This is a genomic window from Rhizobium sp. NPDC090279, assembly GCF_044769665.1.
Classification (GTDB): Bacteria; Pseudomonadota; Alphaproteobacteria; order Rhizobiales; family Rhizobiaceae; genus Rhizobium.
The window spans coordinates 237083-261362 of sequence record NZ_JBIVYI010000008.1 but is presented as its reverse complement, the minus strand read 5'-3'; the positions used below and the strand labels follow the sequence as shown (position 1 = coordinate 261362).

At 61.5% G+C, this 24280-nt stretch carries 24 protein-coding genes; 11 read left to right on the top strand and 13 right to left on the bottom strand.

Annotation, left to right across the window (positions count from 1 at the left end; all coding sequences use genetic code 11):
• Positions 1–103 precede the first annotated feature (103 nt).
• The 4 genes from ACIQWP_RS21175 (at position 104) to ACIQWP_RS21160 (ending at position 4522) form a co-directional block, all read left to right on the top strand.
• A complete protein-coding gene (locus ACIQWP_RS21175; RefSeq protein ID WP_402791643.1) occupies positions 104–1375 on the top strand; it encodes an ABC transporter substrate-binding protein in 1272 nt (423 codons plus the stop codon).
• Positions 1376–1531: 156 nt separating this feature from the next.
• Positions 1532–2470 (top strand): carbohydrate ABC transporter permease, encoded by a 939-nt coding sequence (locus tag ACIQWP_RS21170; protein WP_402791640.1) that lies wholly within the window; start codon positions 1532–1534, stop codon positions 2468–2470.
• Positions 2467–3405 carry a carbohydrate ABC transporter permease gene (locus ACIQWP_RS21165; RefSeq protein WP_402791637.1) on the top strand — a complete coding sequence of 313 codons (939 nt, stop codon included), beginning with the start codon at positions 2467–2469 and terminating at the stop codon, positions 3403–3405. The genes ACIQWP_RS21170 and ACIQWP_RS21165 overlap by 4 nt, the downstream gene beginning before the upstream one ends.
• Positions 3406–3409: 4 nt before the next feature.
• A complete protein-coding gene (locus ACIQWP_RS21160) occupies positions 3410–4522 on the top strand; it encodes an ABC transporter ATP-binding protein (protein ID WP_402791634.1) in 1113 nt (370 codons plus the stop codon).
• On the opposite strand, the gene ACIQWP_RS21155 is transcribed toward ACIQWP_RS21160, so the two are convergent.
• Entirely contained in the window at positions 4519–5910 is a 1392-nt protein-coding gene (locus ACIQWP_RS21155) for an aldehyde dehydrogenase family protein (protein WP_402791631.1), read from the bottom strand. The genes ACIQWP_RS21160 and ACIQWP_RS21155 overlap by 4 nt on opposite strands.
• Before the next feature lies 1 nt (position 5911).
• Positions 5912–7558, bottom strand: coding sequence for an acetolactate synthase large subunit (locus ACIQWP_RS21150; protein ID WP_402791628.1), 1647 nt, complete (start codon positions 7556–7558; stop codon positions 5912–5914).
• A gap of 457 nt (positions 7559–8015) precedes the next feature.
• Here ACIQWP_RS21150 and ACIQWP_RS21145 point away from each other — a divergent pair, with 457 nt between their 5' ends.
• Positions 8016–8219 carry a cold-shock protein gene (locus tag ACIQWP_RS21145; protein WP_402791625.1) on the top strand — a complete coding sequence of 68 codons (204 nt, stop codon included), beginning with the start codon at positions 8016–8018 and terminating at the stop codon, positions 8217–8219.
• A gap of 219 nt (positions 8220–8438) precedes the next feature.
• Here the strand turns inward: ACIQWP_RS21145 and ACIQWP_RS21140 are convergent, their stop codons facing one another.
• Together ACIQWP_RS21140 and ACIQWP_RS21135 are read right to left on the bottom strand one after the other, a co-directional pair.
• Positions 8439–8705, bottom strand: a complete 267-nt coding sequence (locus tag ACIQWP_RS21140) for a WGR domain-containing protein (RefSeq protein WP_402792084.1) — start codon at positions 8703–8705, stop codon at positions 8439–8441.
• 180 nt (positions 8706–8885) lie between these two features.
• On the bottom strand, positions 8886–9596 hold the full coding sequence (locus ACIQWP_RS21135; RefSeq protein WP_402791622.1) for an SDR family NAD(P)-dependent oxidoreductase: 711 nt from the start codon (positions 9594–9596) through the stop codon (positions 8886–8888).
• A gap of 87 nt (positions 9597–9683) precedes the next feature.
• Between ACIQWP_RS21135 and ACIQWP_RS21130 the strand changes: the two genes are divergently transcribed.
• Together ACIQWP_RS21130 and ACIQWP_RS21125 are read left to right on the top strand one after the other, a co-directional pair.
• On the top strand, positions 9684–10655 hold the full coding sequence (locus ACIQWP_RS21130; RefSeq protein WP_402791619.1) for a LysR family transcriptional regulator: 972 nt from the start codon (positions 9684–9686) through the stop codon (positions 10653–10655).
• A 142-nt stretch (positions 10656–10797) separates the two neighbouring features.
• The gene (locus tag ACIQWP_RS21125) at positions 10798–11448 is read left to right on the top strand and encodes a glutathione S-transferase family protein (protein WP_402791616.1); all 651 of its coding nucleotides are present in this window, start codon (positions 10798–10800) and stop codon (positions 11446–11448) included.
• 16 nt (positions 11449–11464) lie between these two features.
• On the opposite strand, the gene ACIQWP_RS21120 is transcribed toward ACIQWP_RS21125, so the two are convergent.
• Entirely contained in the window at positions 11465–12058 is a 594-nt protein-coding gene (locus tag ACIQWP_RS21120) for a TetR/AcrR family transcriptional regulator (RefSeq protein ID WP_402791613.1), read from the bottom strand.
• 135 nt (positions 12059–12193) lie between these two features.
• Between ACIQWP_RS21120 and ACIQWP_RS21115 the strand changes: the two genes are divergently transcribed.
• Positions 12194–13417: an MFS transporter gene (locus tag ACIQWP_RS21115; RefSeq protein ID WP_402791611.1), complete on the top strand. Its 1224-nt coding sequence runs from the start codon at positions 12194–12196 to the stop codon at positions 13415–13417.
• A gap of 76 nt (positions 13418–13493) precedes the next feature.
• Here ACIQWP_RS21115 and ACIQWP_RS21110 read toward each other — a convergent pair whose 3' ends face one another.
• Together ACIQWP_RS21110 and ACIQWP_RS21105 are read right to left on the bottom strand one after the other, a co-directional pair.
• Positions 13494–14279 carry a class I SAM-dependent methyltransferase gene (locus tag ACIQWP_RS21110; RefSeq protein ID WP_402791608.1) on the bottom strand — a complete coding sequence of 262 codons (786 nt, stop codon included), beginning with the start codon at positions 14277–14279 and terminating at the stop codon, positions 13494–13496.
• A gap of 65 nt (positions 14280–14344) precedes the next feature.
• The gene (locus tag ACIQWP_RS21105; protein WP_402791605.1) at positions 14345–14902 is read right to left on the bottom strand and encodes a winged helix DNA-binding protein; all 558 of its coding nucleotides are present in this window, start codon (positions 14900–14902) and stop codon (positions 14345–14347) included.
• A 112-nt stretch (positions 14903–15014) separates the two neighbouring features.
• On the opposite strand from ACIQWP_RS21105, the gene ACIQWP_RS21100 reads away from it, so the two are divergent.
• Positions 15015–16133: an LLM class flavin-dependent oxidoreductase gene (locus ACIQWP_RS21100; protein WP_402791602.1), complete on the top strand. Its 1119-nt coding sequence runs from the start codon at positions 15015–15017 to the stop codon at positions 16131–16133.
• Between the two features lie 44 nt (positions 16134–16177).
• On the opposite strand, the gene ACIQWP_RS21095 is transcribed toward ACIQWP_RS21100, so the two are convergent.
• Genes ACIQWP_RS21095 through ACIQWP_RS21075 form a run of 5 tightly spaced genes read right to left on the bottom strand, consistent with a single transcriptional unit; the run spans position 16178 to position 20823 of the window.
• Entirely contained in the window at positions 16178–17149 is a 972-nt protein-coding gene (locus tag ACIQWP_RS21095) for an ABC transporter permease (RefSeq protein ID WP_402791599.1), read from the bottom strand.
• Positions 17146–18099 carry an ABC transporter permease gene (locus ACIQWP_RS21090; protein WP_402792081.1) on the bottom strand — a complete coding sequence of 318 codons (954 nt, stop codon included), beginning with the start codon at positions 18097–18099 and terminating at the stop codon, positions 17146–17148. The genes ACIQWP_RS21095 and ACIQWP_RS21090 overlap by 4 nt, the downstream gene beginning before the upstream one ends.
• Positions 18100–18101: 2 nt before the next feature.
• Positions 18102–18845 carry an ATP-binding cassette domain-containing protein gene (locus ACIQWP_RS21085; protein ID WP_402791596.1) on the bottom strand — a complete coding sequence of 248 codons (744 nt, stop codon included), beginning with the start codon at positions 18843–18845 and terminating at the stop codon, positions 18102–18104.
• On the bottom strand, positions 18838–19575 hold the full coding sequence (locus tag ACIQWP_RS21080; protein WP_402791594.1) for an ATP-binding cassette domain-containing protein: 738 nt from the start codon (positions 19573–19575) through the stop codon (positions 18838–18840). Before ACIQWP_RS21080 ends, ACIQWP_RS21085 begins: the two co-directional genes overlap by 8 nt.
• A 60-nt stretch (positions 19576–19635) precedes the next feature.
• Positions 19636–20823 (bottom strand): ABC transporter substrate-binding protein, encoded by a 1188-nt coding sequence (locus ACIQWP_RS21075; protein ID WP_402791592.1) that lies wholly within the window; start codon positions 20821–20823, stop codon positions 19636–19638.
• A gap of 344 nt (positions 20824–21167) precedes the next feature.
• On the opposite strand from ACIQWP_RS21075, the gene ACIQWP_RS21070 reads away from it, so the two are divergent.
• A complete protein-coding gene (locus ACIQWP_RS21070) occupies positions 21168–22262 on the top strand; it encodes a lactonase family protein (protein WP_402791589.1) in 1095 nt (364 codons plus the stop codon).
• A gap of 92 nt (positions 22263–22354) precedes the next feature.
• Here the strand turns inward: ACIQWP_RS21070 and ACIQWP_RS21065 are convergent, their stop codons facing one another.
• The gene (locus ACIQWP_RS21065) at positions 22355–23224 is read right to left on the bottom strand and encodes a LysR substrate-binding domain-containing protein (RefSeq protein ID WP_402791586.1); all 870 of its coding nucleotides are present in this window, start codon (positions 23222–23224) and stop codon (positions 22355–22357) included.
• A 115-nt stretch (positions 23225–23339) separates the two neighbouring features.
• Between ACIQWP_RS21065 and ACIQWP_RS21060 the strand changes: the two genes are divergently transcribed.
• Positions 23340–24272 (top strand): dihydrodipicolinate synthase family protein, encoded by a 933-nt coding sequence (locus ACIQWP_RS21060; RefSeq protein WP_402791583.1) that lies wholly within the window; start codon positions 23340–23342, stop codon positions 24270–24272.
• Positions 24273–24280 lie beyond the last annotated feature (8 nt).

The window sequence follows — 24280 nt, the reverse complement described above, 5'->3', positions numbered from 1 at the left end:
GCTTGTCAAGCAAACCGGCTTTTGGTCCTGTTTGCAGGTCACCGACCCCTGTCGGCGTTTTTAGTTAGAGAATTCGATCAGCGTGTGTTTATGGGAGGACTAAATGCTGCATAAATCGCTCATGGGGCTAGTACTGGGTACAGCACTGGCCGCAACTAGCCTTGGCTTCGCCGGCACGGCGCAGGCACAAACCAAAGAAATCCAGATGTTGCACTGGTGGACCTCTGGCGGCGAAGCGGCCGCGCTGAAGGTCATCAAGGATGCGCTCGCCAAGCAGGGCTATACCTGGAAGGACGTGCCGGTCGCCGGCGGCGGCGGGAACGCCGCCATGACCACGCTCAAGGCGATGGTGGCCGCGGGCAACTACCCGACGTCCTCGCAGATGCTCGGCTACAACGTTCTCGTCTATGCAGAAGCCGGAAAGCTCGGCGACCTTACCGATCTTGCCAAGTCGGAAGGCTGGGACAAGGCCGTTCCGGCCGCCTTCCAGAAGTTCTCGACCTATGACGGCAAATGGGTTGCCGTGCCCGTCAACGTCCATTCCGTCAACTGGGTGTGGATCAACAAGGCGGTCATGGACAAGATCGGCGGCACCGAGCCGAAGACCTTCGACGACTTCCTCGCTCTGCTCGACAAGGCCAAGGCCGCCGGCGTGACCCCGCTCGCTTTGGGCGGCCAGGATTGGCAGGAAGCCATCCTGTTCGACGACGTCGTGCTGTCGACCGGCGGTCCGGAATTCTACAAGAAAGCCTTCAATGACCTCGACGAGGCATCCTTGAAGTCCGATACGATGAAGAAGTCCTTCGACAACCTCGCCAAGCTCAAGGCCTATGTCGACCCCAACTTCTCGGGCCGCGACTGGAACCTGACGACCGCCATGGTCATCAAGGGCGACGCTCTCGTTCAGGTCATGGGCGATTGGGCCAAGGGCGAGTTCCACAATGCCCAGAAGAAGCCGGGTGAGGACTTCCTGTGCTATCGCTTCCCGGGTACGGACGGCAGCGTTGCCTACAACTCCGACATGTTCGCCATGTTCGATGTCGGCGCCGACCGCAAGGATGCGCAGGTGGCTCTTGCCAAGACCACCATGTCGAAGGAAGTGCAGTCCGCCTTCAACGTGATCAAGGGTTCGGTGCCTTCGCGGACGGACGTTCCGGATACCGACTTTGACATTTGCGGCAAGAAGGGCATCGCCGACCTGAAGAAGGCCAATGATGGCGGCACGCTCTTCGGTTCGCTCGCCCAGGGCTATGGCGCACCGCCGGCCGTGACCAACGCCTATCTCGATGTGGTCGACAAGTTCTTCAACGGCCAGATCAAGACCTCCGACGAAGCCGTGACCCAGCTCGTCAAGGCAATCAACGACGCAAAGTAACGATAGTGGTCGGGCGCGGTCGCCGCGCCCGACCTCAACTTGCGATGTTGCCATGCTCCCAGCGGAGGTTTAGGCCTTTTCCTTCAAGCGCCGCCTACCGACAGGTCCAGCCGGCCTTGAGGAGAAACCACGCGGAAAAAAGAACAGGATAAATCCATGGCCTTAACCACGACCACACCGGTGGTGCAGCCCCGTGCCGGATTTCGAGAGAAACTGCAGGACGCACTGCCCAAGATCGTGCTCGCGCCCAGCTTCGCGCTGATCGTGGTTTTCGTCTACGGCTTCATCCTATGGACCGTCTTCCTGTCCTTCACCAATTCGAAGGACTTCCCCAGCACACAGCTGGCGGGGTGGGCGAGCTATCAAAAACTTTGGAATTGGACCTTCGAAAGCAATCCACCGTCAAACTGGTACACGTCGATCACCAACATGGCGATCTACGGTGTACTCTACGTCGGCATCTGCATGGGGCTGGGGCTGCTTCTTGCCATTCTGCTTGACCAGAAGATCCGGGCCGAAGGTTTTCTGCGCACCGTCTATCTTTATCCCATGGCGCTCTCGATGATCGTCACGGGCGTTGCCTGGAAGTGGTTCCTCGATCCCAGCCTCGGCCTCGAGCAGACGCTGCATCGCATCGGTTGGACGAGCTTTCATTTCGGCTGGCTGAAGGACCCCACCTTCGTCATCTACACGGTGGTCATCGCCGGCGTCTGGCAGACCTCCGGCTTCGTGATGGCCATGTTCCTGGCGGGGCTGCGCGGTATCGACTCCGAGATGCTGAAGGCTGCTCAGATCGACGGAGCATCCGGCTTCCGGATCTACTGGCGCATCGTCATTCCGATCCTGCGGCCCGTCTTCCTGTCCGCATTCATCGTGCTCACGCATATGGCGATCAAGTCCTACGACCTTGTGGTGGCGCTGACGTCAGGCGGCCCCGGCGGTTCTGCTTGGCTCCCCTCGCTCTTCATGAACGACTACTCCTTCAAGCGCAGCCAGATGGCTGTCGGCTCCGCCAGCGCGGTGATCATGCTGATGGCCATCACCGCCATCATCGTCCCCTATCTCTATTCCGAACTGAGGGAGAAGGCCCGATGAGCGCTGCAACACGGGATATGGCCGGAGCCGCCGGCGGCAATCGCGGCGGACGCTTCATCATTTATGGCCTTCTCGCCATCTTCGCCATCCTCTATCTCCTGCCGCTATGGGTGATGGTGGTAACCTCGTTCAAGACGATGAGCGAGATCCAGGACGGCAATATGCTCTCCTTGCCGAGTGCGCCGACGGTCACGCCCTGGATACGGGCCTGGAGCGGCGGATGCGATGCCCTCAACAACTGCCTTTCGGGTGTGGCCGGGCATTTCTGGGCTTCCGTCTACATGGTCGTGCCGGCCGTGGCGATCTCGACCATCCTCGGCGCCCTCAACGGCTACGTGCTGACGAAGTGGCGCTTCCGCGGGCACACGCTGGTCTTCGCGCTGATGCTCTTTGCCTGCTTCATTCCCTTCCAGTCCGTGCTTTTGCCCATGGCCGCCCTGCTTGGCAAGTTCAACGTGGCGGCGAACTATCTGCAATCGACCATCGGCACCTCGCTCGGCCTCGGCTCGTCCACGCTCAAACTCGTCGTTGTGCATGTGATCTACGGGCTGGGTTTCACCACCCTGTTCTTCCGCAACTATTATGAGGCGTTTCCGAACGAACTCATCAAGGCTGCGATGGTGGATGGCGCCGGCTTCTTCCAGATCTTCCGGCGTATATTGCTGCCCAACTCGGTGCCGATCATCGTTGTTACGGTCATCTTCCAGTTCACCAACATCTGGAACGACTTCCTGTTCGCCTCCACCTATGCGCCAGGCGACAGCAGCCCCATCACCATGGCGGTCAACAACATCGTCAATACATCCGGTGGCACCGTCGAGTACAATGTCAACATGGCCGCCGCGATGATCGCGGGTCTCCCCACCCTTCTCGTTTATATTCTCGCCGGCCGCTATTTCGTGCGCGGCCTGATGGCTGGCGCTGTGAAAGGCTGACCCTATGACGTTCCTGGAAATCAACAATCTCAAGAAGCGTTACGGCGCCGTCGAAATTCTCAAAGGTATCAACCTCGATCTGGACAAGGGCGGCTTCCTCGTTCTGGTCGGCCCTTCGGGCTGCGGCAAGTCGACCTTGCTCAACACCATCGCCGGCCTCGAAAACATCAGCGAGGGCGAGATCCGTGTCGACAGCAACAGGATCAACGAGCTTCATCCCTCCAAGCGCGACATCGCCATGGTGTTCCAGAGTTATGCTCTTTATCCCAACATGACGGTCGGGCAGAACATCGCGTTCGGCATGGAAATGCGGGGGGTCGCCAAGCCCGAGCGCGACAAGGCCGTCACGCAGGTCGCCAAGACGTTGCAGATCGGCCATCTCCTCGACCGCAAGCCGTCCCAACTCTCCGGTGGCCAGCGCCAGCGTGTCGCCATGGGGCGTGCCCTGGTGCGCGATCCCAAGCTCTTCCTGTTCGACGAACCGCTGTCCAACCTCGACGCCAAGCTGCGCGTCGACATGCGCCTCGAGATCAAACGCCTTCATGCCACGACCGGCAAGACCATCGTCTATGTCACGCATGACCAGATCGAGGCGATGACGCTCGCCACCAAGATCGCGGTGCTCAAGGATGGGGAGCTGCAGCAGGTCGGCACGCCGGCCGAAATCTACAACAAGCCGAGCAACCTCTTTGTCGCCGATTTCATGGGCTCACCGGCGATGAACCTCATCCAGGCCAAGGTAGCGCAGGAAAATGGCAAGACGGTCTTCACGATCCTCAGCAAGAATGGCGAGGACGTCAGCCTGCCCGTGCCGGAGGATATCGCCGGCGTGCCGCTGGAGAATGGCCGCGAGGTGATTTTCGGCATCCGGCCCGAGGCGATCACCGACCATGACAGTGCGGACCGCAATTCCAAGACGATCGAAACGGTGAATGCCGTCGTCGATGTGGTGGAACCGGCCGGCGCCGACACCTTCGTCGTCACCCATCTCGGCGGCAAGGAGGTTACCGCACGCATGCGCTCCGATGCCTCGGTGGCGCCGGGCCAGCAACTGCCCTTCGCCTTCAACCTCGACAAGGCCGTCGTCTTCGATCCGGCCTCGGGCAAGAGGCTCTAGCTGACGCCGTTGAACACCACCATCTTGTCGTCGGCCATCTCTTCCATCGTCCATGGAATGCCGCCGATACCGTATCCCGATTGCCTGCGCCCGGCAAAAGGCATCCAGTCGGTTCGGAAGGCGGTGTGGTCGTTCACGAGCACAGCCGATGCATCCAGATGCCTTGCCGCCTTGAGAGCGACCGCGATGTCGGTGGAAAAAACACTCGCCTGGAATGCGTATGGCAGCGAGTTGGCGATGCGGATCGCCTCGTCAACGTCACTATAGCCGTAGACGCAAGTGAGCGGCCCGAAGACTTCGAGCCGCGACACCTTGGCATCCGCCGGCGGCTCAAGCAGAACGGAAGGCAGAAGCGTTGTCTCGGACAGCCGCCCTCCCCCGAATTGCCTTGCTCCGGCATCGGTCGCTTCCTTGATCCAGCTTGCGACACGTTCGGTCTCGCGCGGCAGGATCAGCGGCCCGACCTCTGTCTCCCGCAGCGTGGGATCGCCGACATGGAGGTTTGCAACCTTGGCGGCAAGCGCGTCGGTGAATCCAGCCAGAATCTCGTTGTGTACGAAGAGGCGCTGTACCGACACGCAGACCTGCCCCGCGTGATAGTACCCGCCCTTGACGATCGTTCCGACGATCGCATCGATGCTGGCGCTGCGGTCGACGATGACGGGGGCTGCTCCGCCATGCTCCAGCGCGCATCGCGTGCCCGGCGGCAGCTTGCTCTTCAGATACCAGCCGACCTTCGCCGAACCGATGAAACTCAGGAACGCGACGCGCTGATCCGTGGCAAAGCTCTCGGCAAGCGCGTTGTCCTCGGTGATGAACGTTTGGCACCAGCGTTCGTCCAGCCCGGCCTCCCAGAACAGCTTGACGATCTCGATGCAGGACATCGGCGTGGTTGCCGCCGGCTTGACGATGACCGGGCAGCCGACGGCCACGGCCGGCGCGATCTGGTGGATGATGAGATTGAGGGGATGATTGAACGCCGATATCGCCGCCACGACGCCGATCGGCTCCTTGGTGGTGAAGGCCCACCGGTTCGCGCTGGCGGCCGTCAGGCCCATCGGGATTTCCTTGCCGCCAAAATTGCGAAGCTCGTCCGCCGCATTGACGAGACCATCGATCCCGCGCGTAACCTCGATGATCGCATCCGTCAGCGGCTTGCCGCCCTCCCGGGCGATCGTGACAGCAAATCGGTCGCGGTTCTCCGCCAGAAGCTCGGACACCCTTCTCAGGATCGCCATCCTGCGATGCGCCGGAAGCCAGCCATCGCGATCGGCATAAGCCTTGGCGGCGACACCGAGCTTGCGTTCGAGAGCACCGGCATCGTCGGCCGCGATTTCTGCCATGAGTTCGCGATCGAATGCCTGATAAACCTTCAAGCCAAGCGTCATCTCAGTCCTCCAGGATGGCAGGAAGCCGCTCACGCAGCTCCTTCACCAGCACACGCTCATTTTCCGAATAATCGACAGGAACGTTCACCAGGTGAACGCCACCTCCGGAAAAGGCACCTTCGAGAGCCTGCTTGAACTGGCCGATGTCATCGACCCTTGTGCCCTTGGCGCCGTAGGACTCTGCATATTTCACGAAGTCCGGATTGCCGAAGGTCATCCCGAAGTCCGGGAATTCGTCCACCGCCTGTTTCCAGCGGATCATGCCATAGGCACTGTCCTCGATGACGAGGATGACAAGATTCAGTTTCAACCGGACGGCGGTCTCGATCTCCTGGGAGTTCATCATGAAGCCACCATCCCCACAGATCGCCATCACACGCCGCTCAGGATAGAGCATGGAGGCGACCATGGCCGACGGGAGCCCGGCCCCCATCGTTGCGAGAGCGTTGTCGAGCAGCAGCGTATTCGCCATGCGCGTCCGATAGTTCCGCGCAAACCAGATCTTGTACATTCCGTTGTCGAGCGCCAGGATGCCGTCATGCGGCATGACCTCGCGGATATCATGGACCAGGCGCTGCGGCGTGAAGCGATCCTCTGTCGCCCGAACCGCGATGCGCTCGAGGATGCGCTCTCGCAGATGAAGCAGGGCTTGCGCGTTCGGCAGCTTGCCATCGAGGCGATCCGCCAGCGCCTTCAGCGACGGGCCGATGTCGCCGATGACTTCCGATTGCGGGAAATAGACCTGCTCGACGGTCGCCGGCTGATAGCCGACATGCACGACGCTCGGACCGCCCTTGCCCATGATGAATGGCGGCTTCTCGATCGTATCATGGCCGATGGTGATGATGAGATCGGCCTGTTCGATCGCTTCGTGGACATAGTCCCGTTCGGATAGCGCGGCGGTGCCCATGTAGAGTTCCGTTCCGCCTGGAACCGTTCCCTTCCCCATCTGCGTCGTGAAGAACGGGATGCCGGTGCGAATGACGAACTGCGCGATATCTGACGTCGAGCGAGGGCGCGACGCTGCCGCCCCGAGCATGAGCAGCGGGCGTTTCGCCCCCGTGATGAGCGCCGCCGCGCGATCGAGGGCCGCATCGCTTGCGATCGGCAGCTCCAGCTGATGCGGAGCGACCAGCGCGATGGGTTCGCATTCCTCGGCGGCGATATCCTCCGGCAGTTCGAGATGGACCGGCCCCGGTCTTTCCTCCTGCGCGATCCGGAACGCTTCCCTGACCATCGTCGGGATCATCTGCGGCGAGACGATCTGCCTGGTAAGCTTGGTAAGCGGCTTCATCGACGCCACGACGTCGACCACCTGGAACCGGGCCTGCCGAGACGACAATATCCCTTTCTGCCCGGTGATCATTACCATTGGCATGGCTCCGAGCAGCGCATATGCCGCGCCCGTCGAAAGGTTCAAGGCGCCCGGCCCGAGCGTCGTCAGGCAGACGCCCGGTTTGCCCGTCAGGCGTCCATAGGTCGCAGCCATGAAGGCAGCCGCCTGTTCATGTCTGGTCAGCACGAGCTGGATCGACGATTTGCGGATGGACTCGACAACGTCGAGATTTTCTTCGCCTGGAATACCGAAGATACGGTCGACGCCCTCGTTTTCGAGTGCGGCGACCAGGAGATCGGAGCCTTTGGTCATGGATGGAGCTCGTGCTTGTTGGCAGATCGATTGATTGAACTTCCGAAACTGGAAGGGCACGCCCCAAGAATAGATCCTTTTGCAGGCTAGTCCATCATAGTTTGTATCAGATTCCAGCTACCGCAAATGACCTGAGTCGTGCATTCCCGCTGCAACGAATGTCTCCTTCATCGAAACCATGGGGACCCGGGAGGCGGCCGTGGAGACATCCGGTGAGCAATAGACGAGATGGCGATCGCTCATGCGCTGAAATTGGATAGCCGGCTGGTTGCGCTTTAGCCATGACCAGGCAGCGCTCTCGCCTATGAAGGCATTGAAGGCCTCAAAGGTGGCCTGAGCGCGGAAAAATACATCTTAATCACAGAGTCTGCCGAGCGCTCTTATCAGATGTGCTTGATCTGACAGCAGTTGCCCGCTAGGTTGCCGCCGCGATCAACTGCAAAGACATGGGGATATCATGCCAACTGGCACGGTTAAGTTTTTCAATACCGATAAGGGCTTTGGCTTCATTACGCCGGAAACTGGAGGACCTGACGTTTTCGTTCACGTCTCCGCCCTGCAATACGGCAACGCGCTCCGAGAGGGGCAGTCCGTTTCCTACGATCTGGGTCAGGATCGGAAGACCGGCAAGTCAAAGGCGGAAAACGTTAGACCGCTCTAATCACTATAGACAAGTCACTACCCGAGATCTCGGGTAGTGCACTCGGGCGGTATGTCGCTTTCCATTTGATGGCCGGACAGGCCCTCAGGCAATGTCGAGTGGTTCTTCGCGTGCGAAGATTGAGAACCTCGGCATCTCCATTCTCAATCCAGCTGCCAAGCGACACCCGTGATGCTGCTGGCCCTCTCATTTTGAGTATCGATTGTAGCGTGACAAAGCTCACGTGAGCGCCTTGCCGCGCAAAGGGCACGGGCGGTAGCCTTTTGCCCGTTTCTGCCGGGTCAGCACAAGAAACATTCTGACGGCATCCCTCTCGTCATCGAAATGATGCGCCATCGTTTGGCCCCCGAAGCCTATGCGGCCCCATCTCCGGGTGAGACACGTGTCGCCGAACAGTGTCGTTGATATCTCCAGCGCATAGTAGCGGGCCATGTTCTTCGCAGCATTGGTGCGCTCGATGTAGAGTTGATAGGGCTGAGTAAGCATGCCGGAAGAATCGTCGATCGCGCCGCTGCGGTCCAACGAGTGTTTTGAATCGGTCGGCCGGCTCCGATTCATTTCCGTTATGTATCAGTTGGTTCGCCGAATCATCTTCAGCTAAGCCGACAAGCTGCCGTCTTCAGCCCATGAATGCTCGGGAGGCTTCTGCCCCTTCTCGCCGGAGGATCACCAGGGAACCGTTCGGCCCAAATAATCCAGATATTCCAGGCCCCGCTTGCCTCGCTGACCGAGGAGCACGTTCACCAGGTTCGGAACGCTCTCCTCGATCGTCAGCCGTCCGTCGGGGCCACCCAGATCGGTCTTGACCCAACCGGGCGCCATGAGCACCAAGGCGCGCGCATCGTCAGAATGCCGGGCGGCGTAGCTGCGCATCAACGTATTCAAGGCCGCCTTGCTGCCGCGGTAAACCTCCCGCATGCCGGTCGTGTTGTTGCTGACGCTCCCTTGCCCTGACGACATGACACCGATCAGCCCCGTGGACGAAACGAGGTCCTGCAACCCCTCCACGGTCCGCATCGGGCTCAACGCGTTCGTCACCATGACGCGGGTGAACTCTTCGGTCGTTACCTCCGCGATGGTTTCGGTCGGGACATTCGTCGTTCCGGCATTGACGAACAGCATATCGAGGACGTGGCCGTCGAGGCGCTTGCGCAGCGAGGCAAGCTCAGCCGGTTCGTTGATGTCGAGCGTTTCGATGGTGACGCGACCCTCGGAACGATCTGCAAGATCATGCAGTTTCGTCCTCGATGCCGATGCCCGCACCGTGCCGACGACGGACCAGCCCTTCTTGAAGAATTCTTCGGCCATGGCATGGCCGAGCCCGCGTGATGCTCCGATGATCAGGATGCTGCCGGCGGTGGAAGATGATGACGGCATGAAGCATGCCTCCTCTGTCTGTTTGCTGTGGATTCAATATGAAAGCTCGGCCTGGATTTCGCCAGACGCACAGGATGCAAAGAATAGTTGCATCAGACGCTAGGCATACTGACCAATCTGGTCTACCCAATTGCCATGGAAGACATAGACCTCAATCTTCTTATCGCCCTTGACGTCCTGCTTGCCGAGGGGAGCGTGACGGAAGCGGCAAAGCGTCTTGGCTTGAGCCCTTCCGCCATGAGCCGCACGCTGTCGCGGCTGCGCGCCGTAACAGGCGATCCGTTGCTCGTCAGGGCGGGCAGATCCCTCGTTCCGACGCGATTTGCCGAGACCCTTCGCGATCGTGTCCACGCCGTCACCCAGGATGCGCGAGCCATTCTTCGGCCCGCTGCCGGCGAGCTCGATGTCGCCACACTGGAAACCACGTTTTCGATCCGCGTGAGCGAAGCCTTTCTCGAGCTGGTGTCGGCGCCGCTCGCAGCCGCCATCACGCAAGCCGCTCCTCGTGTTCGCGTGCGCTTTGCGCTCAAGCCGGACAAAGAGCCGCATATGCTCAGGGAAGGACTGATCGATCTGGAAATCGGCGTGCTCGGCGTGCCCGCGCCCGAGCTGCGCACGCGGCTCCTGCTTCGTGATCGACTGGTGGGAGTGGCCCGGGAAGGTCATCCTCTCCTGAAAGGCGGCGACGTGACCGCCGAACACTATGCAGCCTGCAGCCACGTCGCCGCTTCCAGAAGCGGAGAATTTGCCGAGGCGGTCGACGACGCATTGGAAAGGAAGAACCTGAAGCGGGAGATCCGGGTTGTGGTGCCCGGATTTCCGGATGCAATGCGAATTGCGGCCTCGACGGATTTCGTCGCGGCCGTCCCCGTCTCCTGCCTCGGCAACAGTAAGGTGAACGAGCCGGCGGCGGCGCTCGGCATTCGCAGCTTTGAACTGCCGTTCGAAACGCCGGAAATACTCGTTGCCGCCATATGGCATCCGCGCGTCGACGCCGATCCCGCCCACCAATGGCTGCGCGACATCGTGGCGCGGGTGTGCCGCGAGGCCTATCCATGAATTGATCCCCGCAGATGGTCGAGCTGCAAAATGAGCAGCCTGGCCCGGATCGCTCTCGGCCGTGGAAACTATCTCGAAGATTGGGTGTCGGAACCGCGTGCAGCCAACCGTCTTCTAGGCAGACAAGCTATGGAGAGCAGCAATGACCATTACGATTACTGCCTTTGAAAGGTCACCGGATCGTGGCAGGGGTCTCGCGCGCGACATGCGCGTTCGCTGGGCGCTGGAAGAAGTCGGCGAGCCTTACGCAGTGCGCCTCCTGTCCTTCAAGGCGATGAAGGAGCCCGCACATCTCGCCCTTCACCCCTTCGGGCAGATCCCAACCTATGAAGAGGACGATCTTGCCCTGTTCGAATCGGGGTCGATCGTGTTCCACATCGCGGAGCGCCATGCCGGTCTGTTGCCTGAGGATACCAATGCGCGGGCGCGGGCGATCACATGGATGTTTGCCGCTCTCTCCACAGTGGAGCCGCCGATCATCGACCGCGCGATCGTTAAATTCCAGGAGCGCGATCAGACCTGGTACGAGCAGCGCCTGTCCATGGTCGACGAACGCATCCGCCAGCGGCTGAGCGAACTTTCCGATCGCCTCGGCAGTGCCGACTGGCTCGGGGACACGTTCAGCGCCGGCGATCTGATGATGATATCGGTCCTGCTCAGGCTGAAGGACTCGGGCCTGTTGCAGGACTATCGGAACCTCTCCGCCTATGTCGCCCGCGGCGAAGCCCGGCCGGCATACAAACGGGCTTTCGAGGCTCAGCTCGCGGTCTTCACCGCAACATCGATCGGCTGACCGGGCGCAAGGCCGATCAATCCCGCTCGATCCGCAAGCCGTCGAGGAAGGTCCGGAAAGCGCCGACCGCCAGTTTCGATGTCGCTTCGGGATCGTCCGAATTGGCGATCCACTGCGCGGCGCTGATGCTTGCCGCATTGATGAGACGAGCGCCGGCCTCCGGGTCGATGTCGACGATGACACCCTCGTCGCGAAGGCAGCGAAGGCTTTCTGTGATCGTGGCGATACAGCCATTGGCACCCGGCCACCGTGAGGGATCGCCAAGCACGGCCGGGCCGTCGCGAAACATGATGCGCTGGATTTCCGGCTCCAGCGCCATCTCGACGTAACCGACATTCTCGTCGACCAAGCCCTGCCAGCGCGAGGGAGCTCTGGACGAAAGCGCGCACAGTCTCGAAGCCATTTCGGCATCGATCTCGCTGACGACGGCCTGCAGCAGCCCCTTCTTGTCGCCGAAATGGTGATAGAGTGCCCCCCGCGTCAGTCCGGCGGCAGCCGTAAAGTCATCCATCGATGCCTCGGCATAGCCGACGCTACCGAATGCCTTACGGCCAGCGGCGAGCAGCTTGGCTCGTGTCTCGGCGATCATTTCACTGCGAGGTTTGCGCATTGCGTCTCCGTCAACCTTTCTCATTAATTCGGATACGTTACGTATATTAGTTGACATACGCGGCGTATGCAATTATTTCATTCACATACGCCGCGTATGCGTGCGGCAACTTCATCCAATCCAGGGAATGTTCCGATGTCCAATCCGTACAGAGAGATTTTCCGAGCACCGGGCGCCAAAGGCTTTTCCGCCGCAGCCTTCCTCGCCCGTCTTCCCCTTGCGATGGCCCCTATCGGCATCGTCGCCATGCTGTCGCAGACGCGCGGCGAATATTGGCTGGCCGGCGCCGTTTCGGCGACCTTCGCGTTGACCAATGCCTTCGTCTCCCCGCAGATATCGCGCTTCGTCGACCGGCTCGGCCAGCGTGCCATCGTCGCCCCCGCCACGATCGTCTCCGTGGTCGCCTTCATCATTCTCATCAGCGCGGCAAACCAGAACTGGCCGGTCTGGACGTTGTTTGCCTCGGCCTTGTTCGCGGCCGCCATGCCGAGCATACCGGCCATGGTGCGCGCCCGCTGGACGGAGATCTTCCGAAACCGGCCTGAATTGAACACGGCCTTCGCATTCGAATCCGCGGCCGATGAGCTCGTCTACATCACCGGCGCGTCCCTTTCCGTCGGTCTTTCAGTCTCGCTGTTCCCGGAAGCAGGGATGGTCGTCAACACGATCTTCCTCGCACTCGGAACCGCAGCCTTTTTGATGCAACGATCGACCGAACCCAAGGTGCGCGCGGTCGATTCAGAGAGCCCGCAACGCTCGGCGATCTGGCTTCGGCCGGTCCAGATCATCACGCTCGCCCTGATCTTCGTCGGTGCCACCTTCGCCACGGCGGAAGTCAGCGCCGTTGCCATCACCAAGCAGCTTGGCCAGCCTGGTGCCGCAAGCATCGTCATCGGCGTCTATGCGCTCGGCTCCTTCGTGGTCGGCCTCATCATCGGAGCGCTGAACCTCAAGATGCCGCTGCAGCGTCAGCTGCTGGTCGCCGTCAGCGTCCTTGCCGTCACCTCCCTACCGCTTCTTGCCGCCAGCACGTCGGTCGCCCTGCTCGCCTTTGCCGTCTTCCTCAGCGGTGTCGCCATTTCCCCCACCTTCATCACCGCCTTCGGGTTGATCGAGCGCCGCGTGCCGGAAGCCATGCTGACGGAAGGCGTGACCTGGGTCATGACCGGCATCGGTATCGGCATGGCGCTTGGTGCCTTCCTCTCCGGCTGGGTAGTCGACAATTACGGGGCCGAAAATGGCTTCTGGGTTTCCGTTGCGGCGAGCGTGGCAACCGTCTTCGTCGTAGCACTCGGTCAGGCAAGCCTCTCCGGCCGGCGAGAGCTCAACACGGCATCCGTCACGCAGCCGGCGGAATGAGCGGATCGGCGAGGCTCGGAGGCAAAGGCTTCGTCAGAAGATAAAGCGAGCACCCGCAAGGAAAACCTCCTGCACATCAGGGCTTGCGCGCCCGGATGTGCAGGAAGATCGGGGCAATGCGGGTATCAGCGACGACCGGTTCGGCCAATGCCACTTCGCTGCTTGCCATCGGCTCTCCGAATGCCTCGATGGCAAGGCCTGCGCCAACGATCATCGAGACCCAGCTTGTGAGCGTCCTATGGAAGCGAGGGATCGAGAAGGGCGTCAGCCGCGCGCGTTCCTCGGCCGGAATCGTGGAAAAGAGCCAGCGCTCGATCCGACCGGTGGCTTCGTCAAAATAATCAGCAATTTGCACGGCTATCGGCTCGCCCGCCTCATTACGGACGTTCTTGCGAGTCGGCGGCACGAAGCAGGGATGCAGAATAGAAAACTGCAGAAAGCCTCCGGGCTTGAGGACGCGTTGAACTCCCTTAAGCACCCCTTGCTGGTCAGCCATGTCCATCATCGACATGAAGGCGGTGACAAAATCGAAACTCGCGTCGGGAAAGTCGATGAACTGCCCGTCCCCCAGGATATAGTCAATGCCGAGCGGATCTTGCATCTCCATCTCATGGGCATGTCTGACGAAGGTCGGGGCGATATCAAGTCCGGTCATGTGCGCACCCAGGCGCGCAACAGCCCGGGTGTTGCTGCCCTCGCCGCAACCGAGGTCAAGCCCCTTCAGGCCGGCGACCGGCGGCAGCATGTCGAGAAAAGCGGGCGTGTTCAGGGCGTCACGATACCTGTCGTAGCCCGCGCGGCTGTAGATAGTCCAGGTTTCGGCATTGCTTTCCCAATGAGCGGCGACGTCATTCGCGTTCATGATCATTCTCCTGCCTGACATTGCGGGACCGGGAGCTATAAAGGAGAAGCAATGGGAGCGGAAGACTACTCCTCCGGAAACCGGCGATGGGTCGCCGCACTCCTCGCGACATGCTCATAGATGCCGGTCATGAGGTCGAGCGTGCTGGCCGCCTCTTCCAGGCGCCGTCCCATGTTCGGTACGGTCTGCACGGCTTTGACGAGAAGAGCCGCACGCACGGCGGCATATTGATCCGTAACGTCTCTGCCCTTGTCCGTCACCGAATAGGTGACGCCGGAACGACCGCTGCCTTTCCTTTCCACCAATCCTGCGCCGACCAGCTTTCTCAGGCTGTACTGCATGTTGGGGATGTCTTCCCGATTGGCGAGACGGGCGAGATCCTTGATGGATTTTGGCCGATCGTGCATGCGGATGATGTGCAGCATGGCATTTTCCGGACCGCTCGCCGCAAGCCCCGTGACCGACGCCAGGCATTCGGTCTGCCAGCGCCCGAAGGCTTCGAACGCCCGCATGAGGGCGAATTCCAGCTCGGTCAGCTCCACCTGCAAAGGCGTTTTCGCCAGGTGCCAGCTTCGATCGAGGCCCTGCAGCTGGGCTTTCTGGTCGTCGGCTTCGGTGCTCATATGTTTCCTTTTCAAGATGCTTGAAATGACGCCGAGGCGGCGAGCGTTGACAAATTTCAAGTTTCAAATAGAATTTCTATCGTAAATTATATCAAAAAATAAAGGGAACGAAATGTCGGAGAACTCCATGTTCGCCGCAGGGCAATTTTTGCTTGGCACTTTCGCCAGCAATTGCTCCAGCGGCATGAGCGTCACCAAAGTCGGGGAGCGCTGGAACAATTCCTGGGACAACAATCTGAAGCTGGCAAGGCTACTGGATGAGGCAGGCATCGATTTCATGCTGCCGATTGCCCGATGGATAGGGTATGGCGGCGAGACCAATTTTCACGGCAACGTGCTGGAAACGATGACCTGGGCAGCGGGCCTACTTGCCAGCACGACCAACATCAACGTCTTTGCCACCATCCACACGGCCGCTAATCATCCGGTCGTCGTCGCCAAGCAGATGGCGACGATCGATCAGATCAGCCGGGGCCGCATCGGCCTCAACATCGTGGCAGGCTGGAACCAGCCGGAATATGAAGCACTGGGGCTCGATCTTCCGGCCGATCATGAAAGCCGCTATGCCTATGCCGAGGAATGGTTCGATGTTGTCAAGAGCCTGTGGGAGCGGGATCAGGCTTTCGACTATGACGGACGGTTCTTTCATCTGAAGAATGTGCTCGGCGATCCCCGTCCCCAGCGCCACGCGCCCATCCTCAATGCGGCAGGCTCCGGCCAGGGCCGCGCCTTTGCCGTGCGCAATGCGGACTTTCTGTTTACGCCGGCCATTGACCTGAACCGCTCGACGGCTGAGATCGCCGAACTGAAAGAGCAAGGCAAGGCCGCCGGCCGCAATCTGGGTGTCCTCACCTTCGCCCATGTCGTCTGCCGGCCGACCGAGAAGGAGGCGCGGGACTATCTGCAACACTTTGGCAAAGACAATGCCGATTGGGAGGCCGTCGACAATCTGGTGCGCCTGCAATTCGCGCATGCCCAATCCTTCCCGCATGATCTGCTGGCCCTGATCCGCGACCGGATGGCGGCGGGACATGGCGGCTTTCCGCTCGTCGGTACGCCCGAGCAAGTTGCCGAGGGTTTGCTTGCCCTGCATCGGGCTGGGTTCGGCGGCACGACCCTGTCCTTTGTCGATTACAATGCCGAGTTCCCTTATTTCCACGACCAGGTCCTGCCGCTGCTCGAACAGGCGGGTATTCGCAGACCAGCTGCGACAGCGCCGGCGATCATCTGAGTCTGCTGCAGACCGAAAGGCGGCTCGAGCGTCGAGCCGCCGCCTCAGATCGTGGCGCTCACATGCCGCTCGCGTCCGTAGATGGAGACCAGCACGACGATGATGAAGCCGAGGGCGGCCTGTACCGCCGAGGGCTGAAAACCAAGGCCGATCAGCAGCGTGTTGACCTCGGTCAGAACCAAGACGCCGGCGATGGTGCCGAGATAGCTGCCGCGCCCGCCGACCAGTGCCGCGCCGCCGACAACGACGGCGGCGATCGTCTGGAAGAGATAAGGCTGGCCGACATCGCCATAGGCCGAGCCGGTAAAACCGAGCAGCAAGACGCCGGCAACGGCGGCAAAGAAGGCCGAGATCGCGAAGGTCACGGCCCACATGCGCACCGGATCGATCAGCGCCATCGGTGCGGCGCCCGGATTGCTGCCAAGCGCATAGAGCCGACGGCCGTAGGGCGAGCGCGCCATCAGCGCCATGACGGCGAGCGCCAACACGGCGAGGCAAGGCACGATCCATGGGAACGGCAGCGGGCCGACCGATCCGCCGATCGAGACGAAATCGGAGACGACCTGCGGCGCCGAACCGGACGGAAAGCCCGCAGTCCAGAGCAGCACGGCGCCCTGCACGACCATGCCCGTCCCGAGGGTGACAATCAGCGGATGGATGTCGAGCTTGCGCGAGACATAGCCATTGAAGGCGCCGATCAGGATGGCGATGACCGCAACGAGCAGGCAGACGAGGCCGAAATTCCATTGCTCGCCATAGAGCTGCGCCGCCACGACATTGGCAAAGCCGATGACGAAGGGGATCGACAGATCGATGCCGCCGAGGACGACGACGAGCGTCTGGCCGACGCAGGCGACCGCCAGCAGCGAGGCGATTACCAGCATGGCCCGGATCGAGAAGGAGGAGGAATAGCCGTCGATCAGTACAGTGCCTAAGAGGTGCAGGCCCAGTGCGATGAGGAATGCAACGATGACGCGGCCGCTGGTGCTCGCCAGGAAGCCTTTCAGGCGGATCATGCGGCCCTCCTCTTGACCGCGCGCTCCTGCACGGCCGTCAGGATGACGGCCACGACCAGGATCGCGCCATAAGCGATCTGCAGCACATAGGTGGAGACGTTGAACGAGGTCAGTACGCTCTGCAGCAGGAAGATATCGATCGCGCCGATTGCCGCACCCGTCAGCCCACCGCGTCCGCCCGCCAGGCTGACGCCGCCGAGCGCCACCGCGGCGACCGCGATCAAAGTATAGGTCTGGCCGATGTTCGGATCGGCCGAGCCGATCAGCGCCGTCAGCATCAACCCGGCGATGCCGGCGAAAACACCTGTTATGACATAGGCGACGAAGCGGACGCGCGTGACGTCGACACCGGCAGTATAGGCGGCGCGGTCATCGCTGCCGATCGCCATCAAGAGATCGTAATAGGGCAGCCGGCGGATCGACCACCAGGCGATTGCGATGGCGAGCAGCGGCACGATGGAATAGGTGCCTGACAGCGTTTTCAACCAGTCCGGCGCAGGCCCGACCGGAGCCGGCAGGATGACGAGGGTGATGCCGGTCAGGACGAGATATGTGCCGAGGGTGGCGACGATCGGCTGGATGCGGATGACGGTCGCCATGAAGCCGTTGATCGCGCCGACAGCCGCGCCGATGGCAAGGGCGGCCGGGATCAGAATGAATGGCGAGCTTATGCCGCTCGACAGGAACAGGGCCTGAATGACGATCGCGTTGACGAAGCCCATCAGCGGCCCGACGGAAATGTCGATGCCGCCGCGCCCGGCGAGAATGACGGGCGCCGAGGCGAGTGCGGCCCCGATCAGCGGCGCGGCAAGTCCGATCAAGGTGCCCCAGGCCGCAGGTGCAAAACGGGCCGGATTGAGGAAAATGTTGAATACGAGCAGCACGACGAGCAGCACCAAGGCAAAACCGCCGCTGCGCAAGACGCTCGCAAGTTTCGAAGAGAAGGCCATGGTCATGCCGCCCGCCCGAACATCGCCGCGATGACATTGCCGGTCGTCATCGCCTCCCCCGTCATCTCGGCCGCCACCTCATTTTCACGGAATACCAGGACGCGATTGCACAAGAGCAGGATCTCCTCGATCTCGCTGGAGAGAATGACGAGCGTCATGCCTTCGCGCGCCAGTTCGCGAAAGACGTCGTAAAGCACATGACGCGTCGCCACATCGACACCGCGGGTGGGATCGTTGAGCAAAAGCACGCCGGGCTCCAGCGCTAATGCCCGTGCAAGCAGCACCTTCTGCTGGTTGCCGCCCGAAAGCGTGGTGATCGCCGCCTCCGGCTTCGGTGCCAGGATCGACAGCCGTTCGCGATAGGCTTCGTAGCGACGACGGCGCCTCTTGAAGCTGAGCAACCCAAAGAGTGCGTCCCGGCCGACCGTCGAGATCGCAAAATTGTCGAGCACGGATTGCGTCGGGAAGATGCCGGTTGCCCGCCGGTCGCGCGGCAAGTAGGCAATCCCATGGGCAACCGCCTTGCGGAAACCGGAAACACGGGTCCGGCCGCCGCCGCGCTCGAGATAGACGTCGCCGTCAACGGGCGCCTTCAGGCCCGCCAGGGTTTCGAGGAAGCGCTCCTGGCCGTGACCGTCGAGGCCGGCAAGCCCGACGATCTCGCCGGGGCGGATGAGCTGTGAAATCGGCCTGGCATCCCTTTTGATGACGAGCGCCTTGGTTTCGAGCGTCAAAGCCTCAGGCATGGGCAAGCTCCGCTGCTGTCTGCGGCGCCATCGCTTTCAGGAGTTCGGCGGGCGTCGAGGCGCCGCAATCTTCCGTCTTCACGACCTTGCCGCCACGCAGGATGGAAATGCGGTCCGAGAGCGACATGACCTCGTCCATGCGGTGGGTGATGAACAGCAATAGCGAGCCTTCCTTGGCGAGTTCCCGCATCATCCGGAAGACGGATTCCCGGTCGGCATAATCGAGCGCCGCGGTAACTTCGTCGAGGATCAGGACGCGTGGACGACGGACGACGGCACGGGCAAGCACGATCAGCTGCTGCACGGCAAGCGGCAGCGAGCCAGCCGGTGCATCGAGCGGCACTTCGGTAATGGCGAAACGTCTCAGCGCCGCTTCCGCCGTCGCGCGGCGCTCGGCACGGGGAATGCGGCGTGTCCATAGGCCATCGAGCCCCAGCAGGATGTTGTCGGTGACGGTGCGATCCGGCGCGATCAGCACTTCCTGAAAAACCGTTGCAAAGCCAGCCGCCTGGAAAGCCGCCGGCGTGTGGCCGGAAAAAGGGCGGCCGTCGAGATGGATCGCCCCGCCATCCGGCTGGACGATGCCGGACAACAGCTTCACCATCGTGCTCTTGCCCGAGCCGTTTTCGCCGAGGATGGTGTGAACCGTGCGCGCCTTGAAGGCGATGGAGGCTCCAGACAGCGCGATGGTCTCGCCGTAGCGCTTGGAGACGTTTTCGATATCCAGCATGTCGTACTCTTGAACTGGTGGGGATCGCGGCCTCAAGGCCGCGATCCGACAGGCATCATATCACTTGGAGCAAGGGTCCGGCGTCTTGGAATAGTCCCAGCCGATCGTCGGCTTTGCGCCGGTGAAATAGGCGTTCATCAAGTCCTCAGGCATCGGATCGGTCGGCGGAACCGGGAAGATCGAGACAGCGTCCGGCGTCATGCAGCTCTTGTACCATTTGCCGAGATCGGCCTCGTGCACGGCCGGGATCGGGATCATCAGCGTGTTGAGCTTCGGCTTCTGGCCGTCCAGCATCCGGGCCGCGACACGATAGAGCGTCTGTGCGGTCCAGTGCGGCAGCAGCGCATGGCCCTCGAAGCGGTACTTGTCCGGATTGGCCTTCCAGTAGCCGAGTGCGTCGCCGGTCAGCGAACCGGTGATCAGCGGTGCCGGTCGATGCGCCTGGGCAAAATCCTCGGCGATGACGCGGCTTTCACTGCCCGTCGACCATACGGCGTCGATCTTCGCCGGGTTGGTGGCGATCGCCTGCAGCACGACCGTCTTGGTGACATTGGCCGTCCAGTTACCGTTGACGCTGCGGGCGACCTTCAGCTTCTTGTCCTCCGCCAGCGCCTTGTCGGCGCCCTGCCGCTCCTGCGCAACGATCGGATGGCCGGCAATACCCTCGACCATCAGCACGTTGCCGCCACTCGGCAGTGCCTTGTTGATCGCCGACATCATGTCGTAGCCCCAGCGGGCATAGTTGGAATCGACGTTGATGGCGTTCGGGCTGGTGACGGAACCAGCGGCCGTGATGAACGGGATACCGGCCTTGGCAGCCGCATCGATCGCATCGTTGAGCGCCGTGGCCGAGCCCGGAATCGAAGTGATGACGGTGCATTTCTCGTCGATGAAGGCGCGGATCTGGTTAATCTGCTGGCTGACGTCGTTGTTGCTGTCGGAGACTTCGAAGCTCGAAACGGTGCCATCCGCGATCAGTCCGTCGACGAGACGCTTCAGCTCCTTGGTGACCGTTACGCGCCAGGGGTTGCCCTGGTATGATTCCGAATGGCACCACTTCCAGGGCTTCGGCGGCGGGGTCCAGTTGTCCCAGGCGGACGGCAGGATTTTTTGCGGTGCGCCATCATACTGCGCCTTCAAAGTATCCGGCAGACCCTTGATGACGCTTGAAACATCTTCGGCGTGAGCCTGTACCGTCATCGACAGTGCCGCCGTTGCGACCAGAAGGCCGCCCATCCACGTCTTCATCAATCTCTCCTCCCATTGGCCGGCTCTCCCCGCCGGCATTCTCAATCCAAATCGACGCCTTGCCAAATTTCCCGGCCGAACGCTTTGCATCTGCCGTCCTGGATGTGCACCGGCTGGCGATCCGGACCGGCGACCAGGCGCGTATGACGCCTCCTAAAAATCTTCTTATGTAAATAAACTTTTCACATATGGATCAATTTTGCAAGCGGCGCCGTGATCTGTTAGGAAGCGTTGATAGGTGACGCTCAGGAGGAGCAATGGATTTTCTGGCCACAACCTCTTGCAAGAGGCGGCTGCGCGAGAATGATCCATCGTCGCTACAGAAACATGAGGGAGGAATTGCAATGGGTTCGAAATATCTGACTTTCGTCGGCACGCTGAACAGGTCTGCACCCTATTTCCGCAACGCAAACGGCAGCGGGTTGCTCGTCTACAGCTTCGACGAAGATACATTGGAGATCGAAAAACTCGCCGCAGCAACCGAGATCGAGAACCCGACATTCCTCTCCGTCAGTACCGATGGCAGCCATGTCTATGCCAATTCTGAAATCTTCGGCTGGAAGGAAGGTCTGGTCACGGCCTTCCGCTTCGATCGCCAGGAGCGTTCGCTAAACTATATCAACATTCAACCCACGCTCGGCAGCATCACCGCCCACAACGCCGTCAGCCGCGACAATCGCAGGCTCTTCGTTGCCAATTACGGCATGGGAAACGGCGGCCCGGACCAATCGGTCGTTGCCTATGATCTGCGCGACGACGGCGGTCTGGCGCCGCCGCAATCGAGCATCGCACTAGCCGGAACGGGACCGGATAAAGCCCGCCAGGAACGCAGCCACGCCCATAGCGTCACCGAGCTTCCCGGCAACATCCTGATCGTCGCCGATCTCGGCAGCGACAGCCTCGTTTCTTACCGCCTCGGCGATGCCGGCGAGCTGCAGCTGCTTTCGGTGGCGAAGACGGCGCCCGGCGCCGGGCCGCGTCATATCGCCCTCAACCCGAACGGCCGGTTTCTCTACGCCATCAACGAGCTGAACTCGACCGTCGCGAGCTATGCGATTGATGGCCAGAACGGTCGGCTGACATCAATCGATGCCAAACCCGCTGTACCGGGCGATCTCACCGTGGAGAACCATTGCTCCGACCTCCAGATTTCGCCGGACGGGCGCTTCCTTTACGGCGGCAATCGAGGGGATGACAGCATTGTGGTCTTCGAAACAGATCCCGCACGCGGCACGCTCTCGCTGACCGGCTTCTTTCCGTGCGGCGGCGCCACGCCGCGCAACCTGGCGATCACCCCCTCCGGCCGGCATCTGTTCAGCGCCAACCAGGACGCCGACCGTATCGCGATCTTTGAGCGCGATCCCCATAGCGGTGCGCTCACGGACACCGGCAAGGCAATCGAGATCGGCACGCCGATGTGCGTGCGCTTTGCCCGATGACATGGGCGGCGGCGTTCTGGACGGAAACCTCCGTTTGAGGACGCCGCCCGGAAGCTCCAGACTAACCCTTGAGCACTCCCTGGGACCTCAGCTCAAGCCTCCGACCTGCCCATCAACACGCTCGCAAATGCGCCGATCAGGGTCGAGGCCGCGCTTCGCCGGCCGATCAGGCCGATCTCCCGGTCGAAGCGCTGATCCTTGACCGGCCGGATCGCGAGTTTGCCGCCGGGAGGCGAAACGATGCCCCAATCCGGCAAAAGAGAAACGCCAAGGCCTTCGGCAACGAGCGCCACGATGGTCTCGGGTGCATCGAGCTCGAAGAGTTCGCGCACCGGAATGCGGCGGCTCAAGAGATAGCGATTGACGATCATCCCGGTCCATGCGTTGCGGTCCATGCGGATGAATGGCGCGGAACGGATGCTGGCGGCGATCGTCTGTTTCGACAAATCGTCGGGAGCGACGAGCACGAGCGGCTCGGCACGAACCGGCTGCCAGCTTAGGCTCTTCGGTAGCGAGAAAGGCGGCTTGACGCTCAAGGCACAGTCGATCTCTTCGGCCTCGAGCAGGGCAAGCAGACCCATGGACGTACCAGGCACGACCTTCAGGTCGATCTCCGGATGCAGCAGCGCAAGCCGGCGCAGCGTGTCGGGGATCAGCGACGTCAAAACCGTCGAGATCGAGCCGACCCGCAATCGCCCGCGAAGCGCGCCGGCTTGCGCGATCAGCGACAGATCCTCCGCCTGGGCCACGATGCTGCGCATGGTGGGAAGAACCGCCTGGCCCGCATCGGTGAGCGCAACCGTCTGGCCACGCCGCAGCGTGAGCGCGGTACCGAGCTCCTGTTCCAGGGCGCGGATCTGCTCCGCCACGGAGGCGTTCGCCAGACCGAGGGCGCGCGCGGCGGCAGCCATGGAGCCCTTCTCGGCCACGCTGCAGAAGGTACGCATAAAGCGGATGTTCATGATCACTCATCGCTCAAGTCAACGGAAATTCCGTTTTCTGATGACGGTATTATCATGGTTTATCCTGATATTGCCATGGGCTATTCAAGGTCTATCGTCTGAACGGAGGTCCTCCATGTTGCTGCAGCCTACCGCAAAAGGGGTTTACCCGATCGCGCCGACCCCCTTTGAACAGAATGGCGAGATCGATTTTGCCTCCATCGACCGATTGACCGATTTCTATGTGGAATGCGGCAGCACCGGCCTGACCGTGCTCGGCGTGATGGGCGAGGCGCCGAAGCTCGACGGGGCGGAAGCACTTGAGATCGCGACGCGCTTCATCAAGCGCACACCGTCCCTTCCCGTGATCGTCGGCGTTTCGGCGCCTGGTTTTGCCGCCATGCGCAGCCTGGCGCAGGCGGTGATGGAGCGCGGGGCAGCCGGCGTCATGATCGCGCCGCCGAACACGCTTCGGACCGACGACCAGATCGTCACCTATTATCGCCAGGCGGTCGAAGCGATCGGCAGCGACATTCCTTTCGTCATCCAGGACTATCCCCTTAACTTTACCGTCGTCATGACGCCTGGCGTCTTGAAGCGGATCATCACGGACAACCCTTCCTGCGTCATAGTCAAGCATGAGGACTGGCCCGGCCTGGAGAAGATATCGACGCTTCGCCGGTGGGAGGCCGAGGGTTCGCTGCGCCGCGTTTCCATCCTCTGCGGCAATGGCGGGCTGTTCCTCGATTTCGAAACGGAGCGCGGGGCCGATGGCGCCATGACCGGCTATGCGTTTCCGGACATGCTCGTCGATACGGTGCGCCTCGCCCAGGCAGGCGAGCGCGACAAGGCGCACGATCTCTTCGACGCACATCTGCCGCTCCTGCGCTACGAGCAGCAGCAGGGCGTCGGGCTTGCCGTGCGCAAATATGTGATGGCGCGGCGCGGCCTGATCGCCTCGGACGCACAACGCTCTCCGGCAGGCGGCCTGACTGCGACGGCGAAGGCCGAAATCGAATATCTGCTGTCGCGGCTCGCGCGTGTCGACCGCCGCGCGGCCATCGCTTGAACGGGGAG